Here is an 18,857-nt window from a genome sequence, read left to right as displayed (position 1 = left end):
GCTTGATCCCCTATCTTCTTTTTCCTATGTCAAAACAACGCCTTCAACAAGTTGGCGACCGCATCCAGCAAATACTCGGCGCGGTCATTCAGTCCGAGATCAAAGATCCACGGGTGGGCTTCGCCACCGTCACCGGGGTTGAGGTGAGTGCCGATCTGCAACATGCCACGGTGCGGATCTCGATCATGGGTGATGCCGAGGAGCAAACCGCGACGATGGCGGGTCTGCAACGGGCGCGCAGTTTCTTGCGCCGCCGCGTCGCCGATGAGATGCGCCATATGCGTTTCATCCCCGAACTGCATCTGGTTCAGGATACCTCGCTCGACTATACTATCCATATCGAAGAGGTGTTGCGTCAGGTTGAAACAGAACGCCGGGCGAACCCTCCCAAGCTTGACGATGATTGAACACGATCCCTACTACAAGAAGCGTATCGCCTACACGCTGCGTGGCCAGCCGTTCCAGTTTGATGTCGGCCATACGATCTTCTCGTCCTTCGAGATTGATGATGGTACCGACCTGCTGCTGCGCAGTGTCGAACCGGCTCAAGACCCCACGCGCATCCTCGATCTTGGTTGTGGCTGCGGGGTGATCGCGATCACCATGGCGCGGCGCTTCCCGGAAGCGGCGGTGGTAGCAGCCGATAAAGATCTGCTCGCGGTGCGCTACGCCCGCGCCAATGCGCACCTCAATGCGGTTGCGCATGTCCAGATCCTGGGGAGTGTCGGGCTTGAAGCGGTGCCCCCCGGCCCCTACGATCTGATCTTCTCCAACATCCCCGCGAAGATCGGTGATCTGGCGATTGAGCAGGAGTTCATCCTCGGTCCACTCAGCCAACTCCGCCCCGGTGGCGAATATTGGTTTGTGGTCGTCAGTGGCCTCAACCACCTCATCCCGCGCATCGGCGTGCGCAACCAACTCAAGCTCAAAGAGATCAAGAAGCGTTCGGGATATACCGTCTATCGCTGCGTGCGAAGTGAAATGCCATGATCTACACTGATCCCACAGTTGCTGCACCCGCCTTTGCTGCCCAGATCGCCGCGTCCCAACGCATCCTCCTGCTCACCCACATCAATCCCGATGGTGATGCGATTGGTTCGCTCCTCGGTGCCTACCATACCCTGCTGGCGATGGGTAAAGAACCCATCCCCTTAGCATCCTCGGCGCTGCCCTACTACAGCTTCAATCTGCCCGGTGTTGAGCAGGTACACATCTACCAACCCGGTAGCCCCCTGCCCGATTGCGATCTGATCTGGATGCTCGATACCGCCGAACTGCAACGGGTCGGCCAGATCTTTGCGGATCATGAAGCGGAGATCGCCGCCCACCCGTTGTTGTTGGTGGATCACCATGTCACCAACAATGGGCGCGGGACAGTCAATCTGATCGATCCGCATGCCGCTTCGTGTGCCGATCTGCTCTTCCGCCTGCTGCGCGCCATGCAGGCTCCGATCACTCCGGCGGCGGCCACCTGTATGCTGCTCGGCGTCACCACCGATACCCAGAGCTTCCAGACCAGCGCCTCCTCGCCCCAGACACTGCGCACCACGGCGGATATTCTGGAGGCCGGGGCCGATCATGCGACGGTGATCAATGCGGTCTACTTCTCGCTCCCGCCAGAGACAGTGCAGTTGGCCGGGTTGGCACTCAGCCAGATGCAGCGCGAAGATGGCCTGCTGTGGGTCTCAGTCTCCCAGGCGATGCTCCAAGCGACCGGGGCCAATGACGAGGCCACCGATGAGACGATGATCCGTTTGCAGCGCGTGGCCGGGATGCGCGCAGCGGTGCTCTTTAAGGAGCGCGCCAACGGCCAGGTGAAGATCAGCCTGCGCTCGGTGCGTGGCATCAATGTGGCCGAAGTTGCTCGCACTTGGGGCGGTGGTGGCCATGCTCAGGCCGCCGGGGCCGATCTGGCGATGGGCTTGGCTGAGGCTGAGGCGACGGTGCTGCCGATGTTGCGTGCTGTGCTTGCGTAGGGGCGAAGCATCGCCCACCATGGAGCAGGGGAACCCGAACGCGCTTGGCGGGCGATGCTTCGCCCCTACATTAATCGCCGGGTTCCCCGATCATCCCGTAGGGGCGAAGCATCGCCCACCATGGAGCAGGAGAACCCGAACGCGCTTGGCGGGCGATGCTTCGCCCCTACGCAAGCGCGCCACATTTCCTTTCAGGAGCCATGTGAACCATTACGGCTTCCTCAATATAGATAAACCCCTCGCCATGACCTCGCACGACGTGGTGGCGCGGGTGCGCCGCCTGGTTGGGCGCAAGGTCAAGGTCGGCCACGCTGGAACGCTCGACCCCGCCGCGACCGGGGTGCTGCCGGTGGCGATTGGCCATGCCACGCGCCTGATCGAGTACCTCTCCGAGGTGCGTAAAGGCTACCAGGGGCTGGTGCAACTGGGTCAGACAACGACCACCGATGATGCCGAGGGTGAAGTGCTGACGACCGCGCCGGTGCCATCCTACACCCCGGCTCAGATCGAGGCGGTGTTGGCTCCGCTCCGTGGGACGATCATGCAGGTGCCGCCGATGTATTCGGCACTGCACCACGAGGGCCAGCGGCTCTACGATCTGGCGCGGGCAGGCAAGATGCTCGATCTCCCGGCGCGCCCGGTCGAGATAGATGCCCTCAGCTACCACCAAGTCGCCACCGACCAACTGCTGATCACGGTGACGTGCGGCAAGGGCACCTACATCCGCGCCCTCGCCCGCGACATCGGCGTGGCCCTCGGTTGCGGAGCGCACCTCGCGGGGTTGCGCCGCACCTTCGTCGGCCCCTTCAGGTTGGAACGCGCACTCCCCCTGGCCGACCTACAACCAGAGGATGTTGCGGCCCACCTCATCCCCGCCCGGATTGCCCTCGCCGCGTGGCCAGTAGCCCCATTGGATGCCGAGCAGGTGCGGCGGGTGCACAATGGGATGCCGATTGAGTGTGGAGATCTGCCTGGCGAGTATGCACGCGCCGAGGATCAGCACGGTGAGTTGGTGGCGGTGTTGCGCCGCGCAGGAGCGGTGTGGAGGCCAGAAAAGGTGTTTTTGGGGTAACTAGAAACCTCTTATATTGACGCCAAGGCGCATAGACGCAAAGATTATGTTGCAGGCTTTGCGCCTTGGCGTCTTTGCGTCAAAACCTTGATACTACGAGAAGCCGCGAACTCGTTTGCACCAGACTCATAGCCATGCTATAATCGCCGCCAATGTTCGCCCGGTTATTGAACTGGGTGACTCCATAGACCTCATCGAGATGGGCTGAGGGACTGGCCCGATGAAGCCCGGCAACCGCCTGAAGGATACTCAAAGGTTTGCTTTGATGTTCCATCCAGAACGGTGCTAATTCCTGCGCTGGGCATCTGTGTGCCCATCGGAAGATGAGAGGAATGCCTCACCTTTGGAGCCTCTCGCCGTGCGAGGGGCTTTTTTGTTCATCAGGGTGAACACAGCTATGACAGCTATGAGCGAAGAATTACGTACCGTCTGGTGGGAACAGGACGCCGTCTGTTTGATCGATCAGTTGTTGTTGCCCCACGAGCAGGTGGTGGTACGTTGTACAACCCCTGCGTTGGTGGCGCATGCGATTAAGAGCATGCAGGTGCGTGGCGCACCCGCAATTGGCTGCACCGCTGCCTACGGCATGGCCCTGATCGCGCTCCAATCCCAGGCCGAAACCGTCCCCGCACTGCTGGCCGATCTGGAGGCGGGCAAGGTGATGCTGGATAGCCAGCGCCCCACGGCGGTCAATCTGGCTTGGGCCACGGATCGTTTGCTCACCAAGGCGCGCCAACTGAGCACCGAGATCGCTACCCCCCAGGCACTGGCCGAGGCGTTGCTCGCCGAGGGTCACGCCGTACTGAACGAAGACCTTGCCATGTGCCACGCGATTGGTGATCATGGTGCCCCGCTCATCCCCGCCGGGGGCCGCGTGCTGACCCACTGTAACGCGGGTGGCTTGGCGACTGCGGGCTACGGTACCGCGCTCGCCCCGATGCGCACCGCCTTCGCCCAGGGCCGCAACATCCACGTCTGGGTGGATGAGACCCGCCCCTTCCTCCAGGGGGCGCGCCTCACCGCTTGGGAACTGCACCAGGCCGGGATCTCGCTCACCCTGATCACCGACAATATGGCCGGGTATATGATGAAGTCGGGTAAGGTGGATTGTGTGATCGTTGGGGCTGACCGCATTGTGGCCAATGGCGATACGGCCAACAAGATCGGCACCTATAGTCTGGCCATTTTGGCGCGGGCGCACAACATCCCCTTCTATATCGCCGCGCCAACCTCCACAATTGATCTGACGATGGAACATGGCGACCAGATCCCGATTGAGGAGCGTTCCGAAGAAGAAGTCACCCACCTCGCCGGGCGCATGATCGCCCCGGTGGGGGTGCGTGCGGCCCACCCGGCTTTTGATGTGACCCCCGCCGAACTGATCACCGGAATCATTACCGAGCGCGGTGTGGTGACTGCGCCCTTCGCCGAAGGGCTGCGGCGCGTCAAAGAGGGTGCGTAGTTCCTATGCCGCTCGCGTTTGCGCCGACTTGTCTGCCGCTGTTGCGGGGTGGCCTGCCCCACGCCAACGCCCAGGATGCGTTGGCGTTGGTGGCTGCCACCACGCCCGATATTCCAGCTTGGCCCGCGCTCTACGGGCGAAGCTTCCGTGAGCGTCCCTTGGCGCAGGCAGCAGCGGGCTTCCCCGGCGTGACGATAGACCCGGCGTATGAGCGGATCAGTGTAGACCATGCGGCGGCAGAGATCGGCCTCGACCGGCTCGGTCTGGCCTATCTGCGGGCGGAACCAGGTTCGGGTGCCCTTCCAACCGACTATGCGGCGGGTCTGGGTGAGTTGCTGCGTCTGCTTGGCCACGGCCACCAAGCCCGCGCCCTCAAGGGCGAAGCGATTGGCCCGGTGAGTTTGGCCTTGCAACTGACCGACGAGGATGATCGCCCGCTGGCCTATGATCAGCCACTCCGTGAGTCATTGTTGCACCATCTGGCCCTACGGGTGGCGTGGTACTATGAGCAACTCAGCACCTATGTCAACCACGTCATCATCTGCCTTGATGAACCATTTCTGGATGCGCTCGACCTGCCGCTCTGCCCGCTTGCGCGTGATGAGGGCATCGAGATGCTCGCCCGTCTGCTCGCCGATATGCCCGGTTGTCGCGGGTTAGCTGTGAATGGCGAGGTGGATTGGGCCGAACTGCTCAACCTTCCGGTTGATCTGGTGCTCTTTGATGCCTATGAGCATGGGGCAGGGCTGATCCATGCGGCAAGTACGGTGGCCAATTTTATTGAACGGGGCGGTCTGTTGGGTTGGGGGATTGTGCCAACTGATCCGACCGCACTGATCCATGAACAGGCCGATCTTCTGGCTCATCGGTTTGATCGTACCGTTGACTACCTTGCGGCCGCGAGTGGCTTGGATCGCCGACGCATTCTTGATGCTGCGCTGATCACGAGTAATCAGAGCCTCGCCACCCTCTCGGTTGATGCGGCCCAGCAAGCACTACAGCTATGTGCTACAACCGCCCATGTGTTGCGTGAACGGAATGAGTTGGGATAGCAACCCTTGGGATGCGAACAAAGGAGACCTCACGTGCGAATTGTGGTGACTGGATCGTTGGCCTTCGACTACATTATGGATTTCCCTGGCTACTTCAAAGATCATATGCTGATGGAAAAGCAGCATATGCTCTCGGTTAGCTTCCTGGTTGATTCGATGAAGCGCCTGCGTGGTGGTGTAGCCGGGAATATCGCCTACAACCTCGCCCTGCTCGGCGAGCGCCCGCTGATGGTGGGGACGGTGGGGCAAGATTTCCGCGACTACCGCGAATGGCTGGAGAGCCACGGGATTGATACCAGTGGTCTGGTAGAAATTCCGAATGAATTCACCGCCTCGTGTTTCATCAATACCGACCGCGCCAACAACCAGATTGTGGCCTTCTACCCCGGCGCGATGAGCTACGATCACCAGATCTCGTTGGTGGATCTGGGCCTGACCAGCCAGGATCTGGTGCTGATCTCGCCGACCACCCCAGAGGCGATTGCGCGTTATGCGCTTGAGTGCCAGCAACTTGGCATCCCCTATATCTTCGATCCGGGGAAGCAGTCGCCGCGCCTGGATGCCGAACATATCCACATCGGTCTCAAGGGGGCGAAGGTCTTCATTGGTAACGACTATGAGTTCGGTATGATGGCGCGCAAGTTGGAGATGAGCGAGGCCGATCTCTTCGCCAGCGTCCCGCTCACCGTCGTCACCCGTGGCGAGGCTGGCTCGCAGATCTATGTGGATGGGCGGCTGGCGGCGGAGATCCCCACCGCACCGGTGCGCGAGGTGGTTGATCCCACTGGCGCTGGCGATGCCTATCTGGCCGGGTTGGCGTTGGGTATCGCCCACGACCTACCGATTGCAACCACCGGGCGCATTGCTGCCCTCGCCGCCACCTTCGCGATTGAAGAGCGCGGCTGCCAGGAACATAGCTACACCCGCGAAGCCTTTGCCGAGCGCTACCGCAGCGCCTTCGGCGAAGAACTCCCGGCGATTGCCGCATTTGCGGCAGCGGTTTAGAGCATATCCGATACACCGCCACCTCCGCACATGAAAGGGGCGGCATAGCGGGCAGGCAGTTGGGCCTGCTCGTCCAGACGCCTATGGAAGGCGTCCCAGGAGGAGTAACACAAGGTAATGAGTAAGATCTACGACGTCAAGGATCTGAGTCTGGCTGAGCAGGGTCGCAAGCGCATGGACTGGGCAGAGAAGGAAATGCCCGTGCTGCGGCTCATCCGCGAGCGCTTCGAGGCGGAGCGCCCGTTGGAGGGTGTGCGCGTGAGCGCATGTCTGCACGTGACCAGCGAGACCGGCAACCTCATGCGCACCCTGGCTATCGGCGGTGCCGAGGTGGTGCTGGTGGCCTCCAACCCGCTGAGCACCCAGGACGATGTCGCCGCCGCGCTGGTGGCCTATGAGGAGATCCCGGTCTTCGCCATCAAGGGCGAGAGCAACGATGTCTACTACCAGCACATCAAGGCCGGTCTGGATCACAATCCCCAGATCACCATGGACGACGGGGCTGACCTCGTTCATGGTGTGCTGAAGGAGCGCCCCGACCTGATCGCCGGGATGTATGGTTCGACCGAAGAGACCACCACCGGCGTCATCCGCCTGCGCGCGATGGCCAAGGATGGTGTGCTCACCTTCCCGGTGATCGCGGTCAACGACAGCGACACCAAGCACCTCTTCGACAACCGCTACGGCACCGGACAGAGTACCCTCGATGGCATCATCCGCGCCACCAACATCCTGTTGGCTGGGAAGACCTTCGTGGTGGGTGGCTACGGCTACTGCTCACGCGGTATCGCCGAGCGCGCCCGTGGCATGGGTGCCAACGTCATCGTCACCGAGATCGATCCGATCAAGGCGCTTGAGGCGACCATGGATGGCTACCGCGTCATGACCATGGAGCAGGCCGCAGCCTACGCCGACTTCATCGTCACCGCGACCGGCAACAAGCATGTGATTGACGAGCGCGCCTACGCCACCATGAAGGATGGTTGTGTGGTGGCGAACAGTGGCCACTTCAACGTCGAGATTGACATCCCGGCACTGGAGGCCATGAGCCTTGAGAAGCGTCAGCCGCGCGCCTTCGTTGATCAGTACTGGCTCAAGGATGGTCGCAAGATCAACCTGCTGGGCGAGGGCCGCCTGATCAATCTCGCCAGCGCCGAGGGCCACCCCAGCGCCGTGATGGATATGAGCTTTGCCAACCAGGCACTGGCCTCTGAGTTCCTGGTACGCAACCATGGCAAGCTCAGCAACGGCGTCCACTCGCTGCCCAAGGATCTGGATATCGAGATCGCCGCACTCAAGCTCAAGGCCATGGGTATTGAGATTGACGTGCTGACCCCAGAGCAGTTTGAGTACCTGAATAGCTGGCAGGAAGGCACCTAAGCCTTTCTGCCAGAAGATCGCCCCTTCCACCTCCGGTGGGGGTTCGGGGGCGGCTGCGCCGCCCCCGAAGATCTTTTTTGGTAGTGTTTGGCGGCGTAGCCGCCAAACACTACCAAAAATTGGGGTTTGGGGCATAGCCCCAAGAACTTTGCACATGCCCTTCCCTTCCACCCATGTGTGTTGCATTCATTGAGGAGCAACGATAATGTCCACGACCTTCATGCAGTCGCCGAAGTTTTTCTTCACCAGCGAGTCGGTAAGCTCCGGGCACCCGGATAAGCTCTGCGATCAGGTAAGTGATGCCATCCTGGATGCCTTCCTCTCCCACGATCCCCGCGCCCGCGTCGCGTGTGAGACCGCCACCACCACCGGCTTGATCGTGGTGATGGGCGAGGTTACGTATGAGAAGGGCTATATTCCAATCGAAGAGATCGTCCGCGAGACGGTCAAGGAGATTGGCTATACCGATGCCAGCTTTGGCTTCGATGCCGATACCTGTGGTGTGCTGGTCGCCATCCACGGTCAGTCGCCCGACATCGCCATGGGCGTGGATAAGGCGCTGGAGGCCAAGCAGGGCACCATGACCGAGGATGAGGTCGAGGCGGTTGGTGCCGGCGACCAGGGCATGATGTTCGGGTTTGCCTGTAAGGAGACCCCAGAGTTGATGCCGGCCAGCATCGCGCTGGCGCACCGCTTGATCCGCCGTATCGAGAAGGTGCGCAAGGATGGCACGCTGCCCTACCTGCGCCCCGATGCCAAGAGCCAGGTGACGGTTGAGTATAGCTATGGCAAGATCGTGCGCATTGACACGGTGCTGATCAGCACCCAGCACGCCCCTGATGTGAGCCAGGAGCAGATCCGCACCGACGTGATCGAGCAGGTGATCAAGGCTGAGATGCCCGCCGAGTGGCTCGACGAGCAGACCAAGATCTTCATCAACCCGACCGGGCGCTTTGTGGTGGGTGGCCCCATGGGTGACACCGGCCTGACCGGGCGCAAGATCATTGTGGACACCTACGGTGGTGTGGCGCGCCACGGCGGTGGTGCCTTCTCCGGTAAGGATCTGAGCAAGGTAGACCGCAGCGCGGCCTATGCCGCCCGCTGGGTGGCGAAGAATGTGGTTGCCGCTGGGCTGGCCGACCGCTGCGAGCTTCAGCTCAGCTATGCCATCGGCGTGGCCAAGCCGCTCTCGCTCAGCGTCGAGACCTTCGGCACCGGCACGGTCGCCGACGAGGTGATCATCAACGCGATCAACGAGGTCTTCGACCTGCGCCCCGGCGCGATCATCCGCGACCTGGATCTGCGCCGCCCGATCTACCGCCAGACGGCGGCGGGTGGCCACTTCGGGCGCACCGACATCGATCTGCCCTGGGAGCGCACCGACCGCGTTGAGGCACTGCGCAAGGCAGCGGGCCTCTAGGCATTACTGCCCCCCCCCCCTAGCCCCCCTCTCCCGCACGCGGGAGAGGGGGGTATTTTTTCTGCTGCTCAATATGTCTGCGTGTGAACGAAGATTTTCTCGTTTTTCTCCTATTACTTCAGTCCCTAATCAACACGATTGCTATGCGAGAAAACGACATATATGCATAGGTACTCCTAGGTGATTGTACGATCACGTGCGTAGCCCTACACTGACCCTATCAAAGCCGCACTGAGCGGCACGATAACTGGCCTAAGGAGGCAATCCAATGTCCATCACATCCATCCTCCGTCCCCGGACGATCTTTGCATTTGTGCTCGCACTGATTATGGGGTCTGTAGCCTACGGCTTCGCCGCCGAGAATACCATCCCAGAGAGCCGCGCAGGTGACAAGGATACCGTGGTGAGTGGCTATGTAGTTACCAATGTAGCCTACATCCTGAACACCGACCCCACCAAGCTGGATACCGTAACCTTTACGCTTGATGCTGCGGCTGGCACGGTGAAAGTTCAACTGATTGACGGCGGTTCGTGGTACGACGCCGCCGTAGTGACTGGCAACAACTGGGAAGTGGATCTCAGCGCTGCACCACTGAATGTCATTGACATTGATACGTTGCAGATTGTGGCCACCAGCAATGTTCAGCCATAAGCGCTCCATAGGGTAGCTCTCACGGGCGTAGCGGGAAGCAATCCCCGCTACGCCCGTTATTATCTGTGAGGTAATCAACACCATGCGTTCCCCCAGCACACTTCCAGCCAACCTGAAGATCGCGCTGATGATTGGTGCAATGGGGTTCGCATGGTTCCTCTTTGCCCCGATCCAGTTCGGTGGCAGAGTGGCCGCAATCATTGTGAATGGCAACAGCATGGAGCCGGTCTACTATCGCGGCGATTTGGTACTCATTCAGACTACCAGCAGCTACCAGATCGGCGACATCGTCACCTACCAGCATCCTGAGATCGGCCCGGTCATCCACCGCATCATTGGGCGCGAGGGTGAGCGCTGGATCTTCCAGGGCGACCACAACGATTATATTGATCCATACCGCCCGGTTGATGCCGATCTGATCGGTCGCGCATGGGTTCACATCCCCAACCTCGGCAAGTGGTTGGTGCAGGTGCGCCAATCTCCACTCCTGCTCGCGTTGTTGATGACAGGAGGGGTTATCATCATGGTACGCCGTACACAGGCAGAACATCCGAATCGTACCCAGCGCGGCACCCCGCCCAACAGCGATCTACGCCAATGGGCCATGACACTCTTAGCCCTTCTGGCGGTGGCTGGTCTGGCCCTGGCAGGCTTTGCCTTTACCCGGCCCACCAGCAAAGCGGGTGTCGAGAATCTCAACTACCAGCATCAAGCTCGTTTTCGCTACTCTGCCGATGCCCCGGCGGGGCTTTATGATTCCTCAGCGGCCTATTCGGGCGATCCGATCTTCCGCCAACTCTCGCAGCGGTTGAGCGTAGATTTTGAGTACCAGTTCTCTAGCGATCAGGCGGTGATGGTGGGCGGGCGCTACGGGATGGCGGTTGTGCTGAGTAGCCAGAATGGCTGGCGGCGGACGATCATTTTGGTCGAGGATCAAGCCATCCAGAGTACGAGCCTGTCCATACATAGCGAGATTGAACTGCGCCGTCTGAATGAAATCATTGCACAATTTGAGGCCCAGACTGGCTTGAAGAATCAGCAATTCACGCTCGCCTTCATTCCTAGGATTGAACTTGAGGGCGCAGTCGGGGGGATGAGTGTCCAAGAGAGCTTTGCACCACCATTGCGGTTTCATGTGGATCAGCTCCAAATCCAGATGATCTCGAATGAAGATGGGAGTGATCCCCTCACACCGCAGCAACAAGGGGTGTTGAACCGGCCACACAGCGAAGCGGCCAGTATGAAGTTGCTCGGCATCACCATGGACGTGGCCCAAGCGCGCCAGATCGGGCTGATTATGGCGGTGGTAGCGGGTGGGTTGGTGGCACTGTTGGCGCTGCCGTTGCTGCACACGGCGCGTCAAGATGAAGTAGCACGCATCGCGCTGCGTTATGGCCCACTGCTGATCGAGGTGACGGGGTTGCCGTCTCTGCCTGCGAACCAAGTGGTGCAGATCGGCTCATTTGAAGATCTGGCCAAACTGGCTGAGCGCCATGGCGCGTTGATCATGCACGATACCTCAGCGAGTCAGCCGCGCTACTTTATGCAGCACGAGCAGGTACTCTATGTGTATGGAGCGCCGTTGGAGGCCGCGCCCATCGTGCAGCATGAGCAACCAGAGTACGAAGTGCGCCCGAAGCACGCCGAACCGCCGCCCCAGGAGCCAGCTTGGCAGGCAGACTTCCTCCATGCGCTGCGCGAAACCGGCCTCGCCGCTGATGCCTGCCGAGCAATTGGCATAGATATTATCACCGTCTACCACGAACGCGAGCGCTCAGCCGAATTTGCCCAGGCGTGGAAGGATGCGCGCTTGGTAGCATGGCAGCGGCGCACTCTGAAAGGCTGAACCCTATGAAGCCGGCACACCTCATTCAATTCGGTATCGTCTTACTGATCGGCTTCGTGATCAGCCAGATCTATTTTGCGGCGGCGGCCAATAACAGTATCCCAGCGACTCATCTCGATGCCCAGAGCCAATCGGTGGGTGTTGAGGAGCTTGCCCCAGAGGCATGTCGTGGAATGGGGCTGAGTTCGATGATCTCTGGGAGTGGTACTATCAACGGCACGAGCGGGAATGACCTGATTCTGGGTGGGGCGGGTGCCGATCTGATTGATGGCCAAGGCGGCGATGATTGCCTGGTTGGCGGCGGTGGCGACGATACCCTGATCGGTGGCGAGGGGAATGATGTTTGTATGGGGGGTTCAGGGGACAATCTGATCGATCCCAGTTGCGAAGAGTAGAGACGCCCCGGTGGGGCGTCTCTACCTCATACGTATTACGTTAAGTCTCCCGGCGGGGGTTCGGGGGCGGCTTCGCCGCCCCCGAAGAACTTTTTCTCTCTTCTTTTGGCGGCTTCGCCGCCAAAAGAAGAGAGAAAAAGCGGGTCTGAGGCGCAGCCCCAACCATGGGTTTTAGCCCCACCGGGGTGGACGCCCCACCGGGGTAGACGCCCCACCGGGGTAGACGCCCCACCGGGGTAGACGCCCCACCGGGGTAGACGCCCCACCGGGGTAGACGCCCCACCGGGGCGTCTCTACACCAAATCTGCCGCTAACTTGCGCCAGAAATCGTCCATCTGCCCCGGCACAAACGGGATGTATAGCCCAATACGATCCAGCAAACCATCATACCGCTCGCGCAATGCCGCCCCGACCGCATCCGGTTCGGCCTCAACCGCAAAGGTGGCCTCCATCTCCGGCGTGACGAGCGCTGGCATCTCGGCCCAGCGCTGCTGGGCGGCGAGTTGCGAGAGTTGTTCGCCAATCTCGCCCCAGCCGTGGCACTCTAGCACCGCCCGATAGGTGGGAGTCGAGCCGTAGAAGGAGATCTGCTGGCGCACAAAGCCGCGCACCCGTTCGCGGGTCTCGGTATCGTGGCCGGTGATCACAAAGGCGCTCCCGGCAATCGCACAAGCGCTGGAGTCACGCCCAGCTTTGGCCGCTCCAATAGCGATCTGAGGCCGAATAACCTCGGCAGTGTACTTGGCACTGTTGAGCGGATGGGCATGGAATCCATCGCACAACTCACCAGCCAACTGGGCGAGGCCACTATTCACCCCGGCAATATAGATCGGGATGTTGGGGTGCTCAATTGGCCCAGGGCTAAAGAACGGGGTCATCAGGGTGTGCTGGTAGAAGCGCCCGCGATAATTGAGCCGCTCGCCCGTCTGCCAGCTCTGCCAGATCGCACGCAGGGCGAGAATGTAGTCGTGAAGCCGCCCCACCGGCGCGTCCCACGGCGTGCTGAAGCGCCGCTCGATATGCGCTTTGACCTGCGTTCCCAGCCCCAAAATGAAGCGTCCACCCGAAAAGGCCGCCAAGTCCCAAGCAATCTGCGCGGTGACCATCGGGCTGCGTGGGAAGGCGATGGCAACCGCGGTGCCGATGCTGATCCGCGAGGTATGCTCAGCCGCGAGTGCCAAGGGCAAAAAGCCATTGTGGCCGGTTTCAGGCGTCCAGAGTGCAGCAAAGCCAACCTCTTCGGCAGCCCGCGCAACCTCGGCGGCCACCGGGAGTGGATTGGAATCTACGGCGAACGAAACATCGAGTAACATAGGACAGCTCCTTACGAGAGACAGGACATTCTGGATAGTATATCATTCACTGTGACCGTAGGGATGCGTTGCGCTGTTTATCCTCTGCGTACCTCTGTGTCCTCTGCGGTTGATCAGGTATACCGTAGAGGACACAGAGGTACGCAGAGGCATAGCGATAGGATCATTCGAGTGGGCGCGTCGCGACGCGCCCTACATCCGTCTATGCCACACCGCCCCATACATCCCTGGTATGTTATGCTGCTCCTCGTGTGTTGCCTGAGCCTCGCCGGGAGTAGCGCCACCAACCCCGCGCATGCCCAGGTGGCGCTGGGCTGGCAACTACTCGCGGATCGCCGCCTAGCGCTGCGTGGCGATCTGGCCTGCCTCGATTGTCACCAGCCTACTCGTGGCTACACCGATGGGCGCTCGGTCGCTACCGAGGATGGCCTCAACACCCCCACGCTCCACGCGCTGGCAGGCCGCAGCAGCTTCGGCTGGTTCACGCCAGATGTGCGTTCACTCGAAGCCTTCGTGCTGCGCCCACTCGATAATCCGCGTGAGATGGGGCCACTGAGCGATCTGCCACTGGAACGGCTCCGCAACGACCCGGCGATGCAACGAGCCTATGCCGCCGCGTACCCCAACACCCCAGCGATCACCTGGCAAGCGACCGCCCAGGCACTTGCGGCGGCTATCCGCAACTTGCCCACTCCACCCCGTGCGCCACTCAGCCCGGCGGCCCAACGTGGCCAAGCGCTCTTCGTGGAACTCGGCTGTGCCGGGTGCCACCAGGGAGCTACTTTGAGCAGCGAGGCCCACCTGTATACCGGGGTCAGCGCCAACCCACAACCAGCCCGCGTCCCCGCACTGGTCGCCCTCGCCAACACTGGCCCCTACTTCCACGATGGCTCCGCCGCCACCCTGACGGATGTGGTGCGCTTCTACCAGCGCGGCGGCAATGCCGGTACAGCCGGCGTGAGCCGGGGTATCACGCCGCTCTTGCTTACCGAGGCCGAAGTGGAGGATCTGGTGGCCTTCTTGATGAGTCGGTAGGTCTCAGATTCAACACTCTGGCGGCAGCGTCACATACTGAACATGCTGCGTGACGGGCTGACGCAGGAGTAGCCGCACCCCTTCGCGCACCAATCCACGAGCTAGGCGTGGCCATAGAGGTGCATGTATGGTGAGACCCGTCGTACCATCGGTTGCGGGGCCAGCCAACCAGAGCGCCAATTGGGCCGACTCCTCGGCTGGGGCTGCGGCAAGGCGAGCAATTGTATCGAAGGCGTGAGCACGCCGCTCATAGCCTGCGACTACCCGCATCTGGCGGGTCAGTTCAGTATCGAGGAGGCCAGGGTTGAGCGTGAATATCCCGATCCCATTGGCCCGTTCCTCTGCGGCAAGTGCCAAACTGAAGGTGCGTACCCAGGTTTTACTCGCTCCATACGCATTGCCATACGGATTGGGCCGCCGGTCGCCTTGGCCAACAATATTGATCAGTTTCCCGCTACGGCGCGGCGACATATGGCGCAATGCGGCGAGTGAGCCATGGTATGTACCAAAAATATTGGTTTCGATCACACGGGTAAATTCATTCGAAGCAACCGCCACCGTTGGCCCCTGAGTGGCAGTGACACCAGCATTATTCACCCAAATATCAATCTTACCGTAAGTGGCAATGGCACTATCAGCCAAGCCAAAAACCTGCTCGCGCATGCGTACATCACAGGCATACCCAACCACCTGTGCACCTTGCTGAAGGAGCCATTGCTCAGCCCGTTGAACATCTTCGGCACGATGATTCGAGATGACCAACGTCGCTCCTGCTTGGGCAAAAGATCGGGCAATAGCCAATCCAAGCCCCTGGGTGCTCCCAGTAATGACCGCCGTCTTTCCTTGGAGAAGCGTGTGTTCTTGGCGTACCATGCATGGTCCTCTCACTCATCAATATCAAGATGCGCTTCGAGCAGCGCAATACTGAAGTGGCGCAGACTCGCAGCCGCAACCTCCGGAACGGTTGGTGCCTCAAGCCGCAGCCGATGCTCGCCGGGGGCCAGCCAGAGGTGGAATTCAGCACTCGTGGGCCAAGCTGCCACCTGCCACACACCCACGGGTAGCCCATCGAGAAGCACACGCACCTCGCGTGGCCCCTGGTACCCATGAGCGCGCAGGCTGAGCCGGATGCCCATACTAGTTGAATGTGGGTTGACAAGCTTGATCTCACCCTGGGCGTCCATCCAGCGCCAATGGGTAGTGGCCCCCTGTTCAAATGGGTACCATCCATCACCCACCAAACCGGCAAAGCTGCGTGGGGTGCGTTGGGGAATAGTGTAGACACTTACGCGATCATCGTGATACGTTGGAGTAACCCCCGGTAGTGCGCTGGCCAATACAGCACGTACCGCCTCGGACTGGTTAGGGTTGAGTTGATCCCAGCGAACAACCAGATCGCCCACGCCATAGACATTCAGCGGTACCAATGCGTCGGTCATCCCGTCAATCAGCGGTGGGCCATCGGGGAGCCGCATCTGCCACAACATGTTGAGGATGGGGGCATCATCGGGCCAGGGGTAGTAGGGAATACGTGCCAAGTAGCCGCCTAAGATCGGACGCCCATGCACCGTCTGGGCCAGTTGGGGCAGGCTATACTTATAACGAGATGGTGGGATCTCCAGAATAGCACCGGGTTGCTCGGCCAGTTCGCGGTAGATCGGGTGGATACTTGCAGAGTGCAGGGGCCACGGGCGCGGTGTAAACTCAAACCCGACCCCCAAGAGGACGAGCACGATCAACCATGAGCGGCGCAAGGCAATGAGGCGTTCAAGCCCATACGCCAACGGGGGAATCAGCGCCAGACTGATCAGCGCCACAAAGAGCGCCGGGCGTCGCCCCAGGCTCAGCCCCGGTACCAGATCGAAGAGGACAAAGGGTAAGGGCAACCCGGTGCGCCACGGGCCGATCTGGAGTTCTGGACCAAGTGCGAAGAGGAGAGCTACCCCGGCAATCGCCCACCAGCGCCACAGGGTACGCCACCGCCCGTAGCTGCCGAGCAATGCCAATCCCAACACCGTGTAGCCCAACGCGGCATTCCAATCGCCACTATAGCCATGCCATGCGTGGCTCACCGCGACAAAGAGGCGTTCACCCCAGATTGGGTGGAGGTAACTGGGCAGACCAATATCGAGCAGGTTGGCCGAGCGATGCACCACCTCAGCGCGCGTGATGGTCACCACACTGCCATTCTCACCCGTGGCAGTAGCGAGTGCCGGGAGCAGCAGGGGCAGCAGTAGCAAGAGGGCACTGCCCCCCAACAGCACCAAGTTGCCCAAACTCTGGCGTGGCGACCACGTCCAGATCAGGAGCACTCCCAGACTGAAGATCGCCATAAAGACGAGATAGTAGAGACTGGTGTAGCCAGTCAGCGCCAAACAGAGACCGGCGAGCAGCGCATCGCGGCGTTGCCGCTGCTGGAGGGTACGCACCAAAAAGAGCGCATAGAAGGTCGGCCACTGCAACGTAAGCAGTTCGAGTTGACCATCATAGATGCGGGTGAAGTGGTAGGGCGAGCAGGTATAGATCAACCCAGCCAGGAAGGCCACCCAACGCCCAACCCCGACCTCAATGGCCAAGGCGTAGCCCGCCACGCCGGTAAGTACGAGCGCCAACAACACCGCTGCGTTGTAGCCTGCCGTTGGCCCCCACAGCGCCGTCACTGGCCAGACCATGATCCCGTTACTCAATCCAAGCGTCTGCAACGCCAGATTCGCCCCTTGGGGATAGAAGATGCGATCACTAAAGAAGGGATTCTGGCCGCTGCTAAGCGCTTGATGCACCCACCAGAGGTTCCACACATTCTGCCAACCATCAACACCTGCAATCGGGCCACCAGGGATGGCACTGGCAAAGACCGGTAGGATCGGTATCATGATCAAAAGCGCGATCACGCTATAACCGATGCCCGCCAACAGATAGTGACGATGAGTCAAATGAGGTAACACACTGCGCATAGGCGCTATTGTACACCAGCGGAGTGTGGTAGACTACAGCGCAACAGAGCTGCGTCAGGGCTTAGTTACAGCCGCACAGGGATAGAACCATGTCAGACCCCCACGCCATCTGTACAGATTTTAGCGCCCACTTTGCGCTGCGCCCGCGCATCCTCGTGCGCGCCCCCGGACGTGTCAACCTGATCGGCGAGCATACCGACTATAACGAGGGCTTCGTCTTACCCATGGCGATTGACCGCGCCACCTATGTGGCAGCTCGCGGTCGCCCCGATCAGACCATACGGATCTATAGTAGCCAGTTTGCCCAAGAAGATCAGTTCAGCCTGCACGGGATCGAGCGCCACCCGAATAGCACCTGGCCCAACTATGTGCGCGGGGTGATCAAGGGCTTACTCGCCCGCGACCTGCCGATGATCGGGGCTGATCTGCTGATCAGCAGCGATGTACCGATTGGAAGTGGCCTCTCTTCATCGGCGGCGCTAGAGGTAGCGGTCGGCTATGCACTACAGGTGCTCAACAACATCAATCTCCTCGGCGAAGAGTTGGCGCTACTGGCCCAGGGAGCCGAAAATAGCTTTGTCGGCGTGCAGTGTGGAATCATGGATCAGTTTGTAGCCGCGTTAGGCCGCGCCAACCACGCCCTGCTGATTGATTGCCGCGATCTCAGCTACCGCCCGATCCCCATCTCGCCCGATGTGCGCGTGATCGTCTGCGATAGCGGCGTGCATCATGATCTGGCCGACTCGGCCTATAATGAGCGCCGCGCCACCTGCAATACCGCCGTGCGCCTGCTCAAGACGCGCATCCCACGCCTCAGTGCCCTGCGCGACCTGCGTCCGGCGGATCTGGAATCCCATGCCGATCTGCTGCCACCCGACGTTTATATGCGTGTCCGCCATGTGGTGACGGAGAACCAGCGCACGCTCGATGCCGCTGCCGCACTTGAACAGGCTGATCTGGCGACCTTTGGCCAGTTGATGAACGAGTCCCATCGCAGTATGCGTGATGACTATGCGATCAGTACGCCTGAGATTGACCTGCTGTGTGACCTTGCCCACGCTGTGCCGGGCTGCTATGGCTCGCGCCTCACTGGCGGCGGCTTCGGGGGCAGTACGGTCAGCCTCGTCACACTCTCAGCAGTCGAGGCGTTTACGCAGCAGGTTGCGCAGGGCTACCAGGCCCAGACGGGCCGTGAACCCACTATTCTTGTCTGTCGTCCATCCGAAGGGGTCGGGAGACTTATGTAGGGAACTGCTCCTAGGTTTTGACGCAAAGACGCCAAGGCGCAAAGCCTT

General features: G+C 60.7%; 17 protein-coding genes and 1 riboswitch. Of the genes, 14 read left to right on the top strand and 3 right to left on the bottom strand.

Annotated features, from left to right (window positions below; all coding sequences use genetic code 11):
• Positions 1 to 26 precede the first annotated feature (26 nt).
• The 12 genes from rbfA to EKD03_RS18935 all read left to right on the top strand — a co-directional run bounded on the left by rbfA (position 27) and on the right by EKD03_RS18935 (position 12,260).
• Positions 27 to 407 (top strand): 30S ribosome-binding factor RbfA, encoded by a 381-nt coding sequence (gene rbfA / locus EKD03_RS05370; protein ID WP_129628359.1) that lies wholly within the window; start codon positions 27 to 29, stop codon positions 405 to 407.
• Positions 400 to 990, top strand: coding sequence for a class I SAM-dependent methyltransferase (locus EKD03_RS05365; RefSeq protein WP_129628357.1), 591 nt, complete (start codon positions 400 to 402; stop codon positions 988 to 990). Before rbfA ends, EKD03_RS05365 begins: the two co-directional genes overlap by 8 nt.
• Positions 987 to 1,976: a DHH family phosphoesterase gene (locus EKD03_RS05360; protein ID WP_129628355.1), complete on the top strand. Its 990-nt coding sequence runs from the start codon at positions 987 to 989 to the stop codon at positions 1,974 to 1,976. Before EKD03_RS05365 ends, EKD03_RS05360 begins: the two co-directional genes overlap by 4 nt.
• A 202-nt stretch (positions 1,977 to 2,178) precedes the next feature.
• Positions 2,179 to 3,048 (top strand): tRNA pseudouridine(55) synthase TruB, encoded by an 870-nt coding sequence (gene truB, locus EKD03_RS05355; RefSeq protein ID WP_129628353.1) that lies wholly within the window; start codon positions 2,179 to 2,181, stop codon positions 3,046 to 3,048.
• 188 nt (positions 3,049 to 3,236) lie between these two features.
• A riboswitch (SAM riboswitch) is annotated at positions 3,237 to 3,378 on the top strand.
• Between the two features lie 76 nt (positions 3,379 to 3,454).
• On the top strand, positions 3,455 to 4,510 hold the full coding sequence (gene mtnA, locus EKD03_RS05350) for an S-methyl-5-thioribose-1-phosphate isomerase (protein ID WP_129628422.1): 1,056 nt from the start codon (positions 3,455 to 3,457) through the stop codon (positions 4,508 to 4,510).
• Positions 4,511 to 4,515: 5 nt separating this feature from the next.
• Positions 4,516 to 5,562 (top strand): uroporphyrinogen decarboxylase/cobalamine-independent methonine synthase family protein, encoded by a 1,047-nt coding sequence (locus EKD03_RS05345; RefSeq protein WP_129628350.1) that lies wholly within the window; start codon positions 4,516 to 4,518, stop codon positions 5,560 to 5,562.
• A 33-nt stretch (positions 5,563 to 5,595) separates the two neighbouring features.
• Positions 5,596 to 6,567 carry a carbohydrate kinase family protein gene (locus tag EKD03_RS05340; RefSeq protein ID WP_129628348.1) on the top strand — a complete coding sequence of 324 codons (972 nt, stop codon included), beginning with the start codon at positions 5,596 to 5,598 and terminating at the stop codon, positions 6,565 to 6,567.
• Positions 6,568 to 6,684: 117 nt separating this feature from the next.
• On the top strand, positions 6,685 to 7,947 hold the full coding sequence (gene ahcY / locus EKD03_RS05335) for an adenosylhomocysteinase (RefSeq protein ID WP_129628346.1): 1,263 nt from the start codon (positions 6,685 to 6,687) through the stop codon (positions 7,945 to 7,947).
• A gap of 205 nt (positions 7,948 to 8,152) precedes the next feature.
• Positions 8,153 to 9,367 (top strand): methionine adenosyltransferase, encoded by a 1,215-nt coding sequence (gene metK, locus EKD03_RS05330; protein ID WP_129628344.1) that lies wholly within the window; start codon positions 8,153 to 8,155, stop codon positions 9,365 to 9,367.
• Positions 9,368 to 9,635: 268 nt separating this feature from the next.
• Positions 9,636 to 10,019, top strand: coding sequence for a hypothetical protein (locus EKD03_RS05325; protein ID WP_129628342.1), 384 nt, complete (start codon positions 9,636 to 9,638; stop codon positions 10,017 to 10,019).
• Positions 10,020 to 10,101: 82 nt separating this feature from the next.
• A complete protein-coding gene (locus tag EKD03_RS05320; protein WP_129628340.1) occupies positions 10,102 to 11,865 on the top strand; it encodes a signal peptidase I in 1,764 nt (587 codons plus the stop codon).
• Positions 11,866 to 11,870: 5 nt separating this feature from the next.
• Entirely contained in the window at positions 11,871 to 12,260 is a 390-nt protein-coding gene (locus EKD03_RS18935; protein WP_274542394.1) for a calcium-binding protein, read from the top strand.
• A 293-nt stretch (positions 12,261 to 12,553) separates the two neighbouring features.
• On the opposite strand, the gene EKD03_RS05310 is transcribed toward EKD03_RS18935, so the two are convergent.
• A complete protein-coding gene (locus EKD03_RS05310; RefSeq protein WP_129628336.1) occupies positions 12,554 to 13,573 on the bottom strand; it encodes a TIGR03617 family F420-dependent LLM class oxidoreductase in 1,020 nt (339 codons plus the stop codon).
• 237 nt (positions 13,574 to 13,810) lie between these two features.
• On the opposite strand from EKD03_RS05310, the gene EKD03_RS05305 reads away from it, so the two are divergent.
• On the top strand, positions 13,811 to 14,608 hold the full coding sequence (locus EKD03_RS05305; protein ID WP_161569185.1) for a cytochrome-c peroxidase: 798 nt from the start codon (positions 13,811 to 13,813) through the stop codon (positions 14,606 to 14,608).
• Between the two features lie 9 nt (positions 14,609 to 14,617).
• On the opposite strand, the gene EKD03_RS05300 is transcribed toward EKD03_RS05305, so the two are convergent.
• Together EKD03_RS05300 and EKD03_RS05295 are read right to left on the bottom strand one after the other, a co-directional pair.
• Positions 14,618 to 15,481, bottom strand: coding sequence for an SDR family NAD(P)-dependent oxidoreductase (locus EKD03_RS05300; protein ID WP_129628332.1), 864 nt, complete (start codon positions 15,479 to 15,481; stop codon positions 14,618 to 14,620).
• An 11-nt stretch (positions 15,482 to 15,492) separates the two neighbouring features.
• Positions 15,493 to 17,562: a hypothetical protein gene (locus tag EKD03_RS05295; RefSeq protein WP_161569184.1), complete on the bottom strand. Its 2,070-nt coding sequence runs from the start codon at positions 17,560 to 17,562 to the stop codon at positions 15,493 to 15,495.
• Between the two features lie 89 nt (positions 17,563 to 17,651).
• Here EKD03_RS05295 and galK point away from each other — a divergent pair, with 89 nt between their 5' ends.
• On the top strand, positions 17,652 to 18,809 hold the full coding sequence (gene galK / locus EKD03_RS05290; protein ID WP_129628328.1) for a galactokinase: 1,158 nt from the start codon (positions 17,652 to 17,654) through the stop codon (positions 18,807 to 18,809).
• Positions 18,810 to 18,857: the final 48 nt, after the last annotated feature.

It is taken from the genome of Candidatus Oscillochloris fontis, assembly GCF_004138135.1.
Taxonomy (GTDB): Bacteria; Chloroflexota; Chloroflexia; order Chloroflexales; family Chloroflexaceae; genus Oscillochloris; species Oscillochloris fontis.
This window is presented reverse-complemented; position numbering and strand designations above follow the sequence as displayed.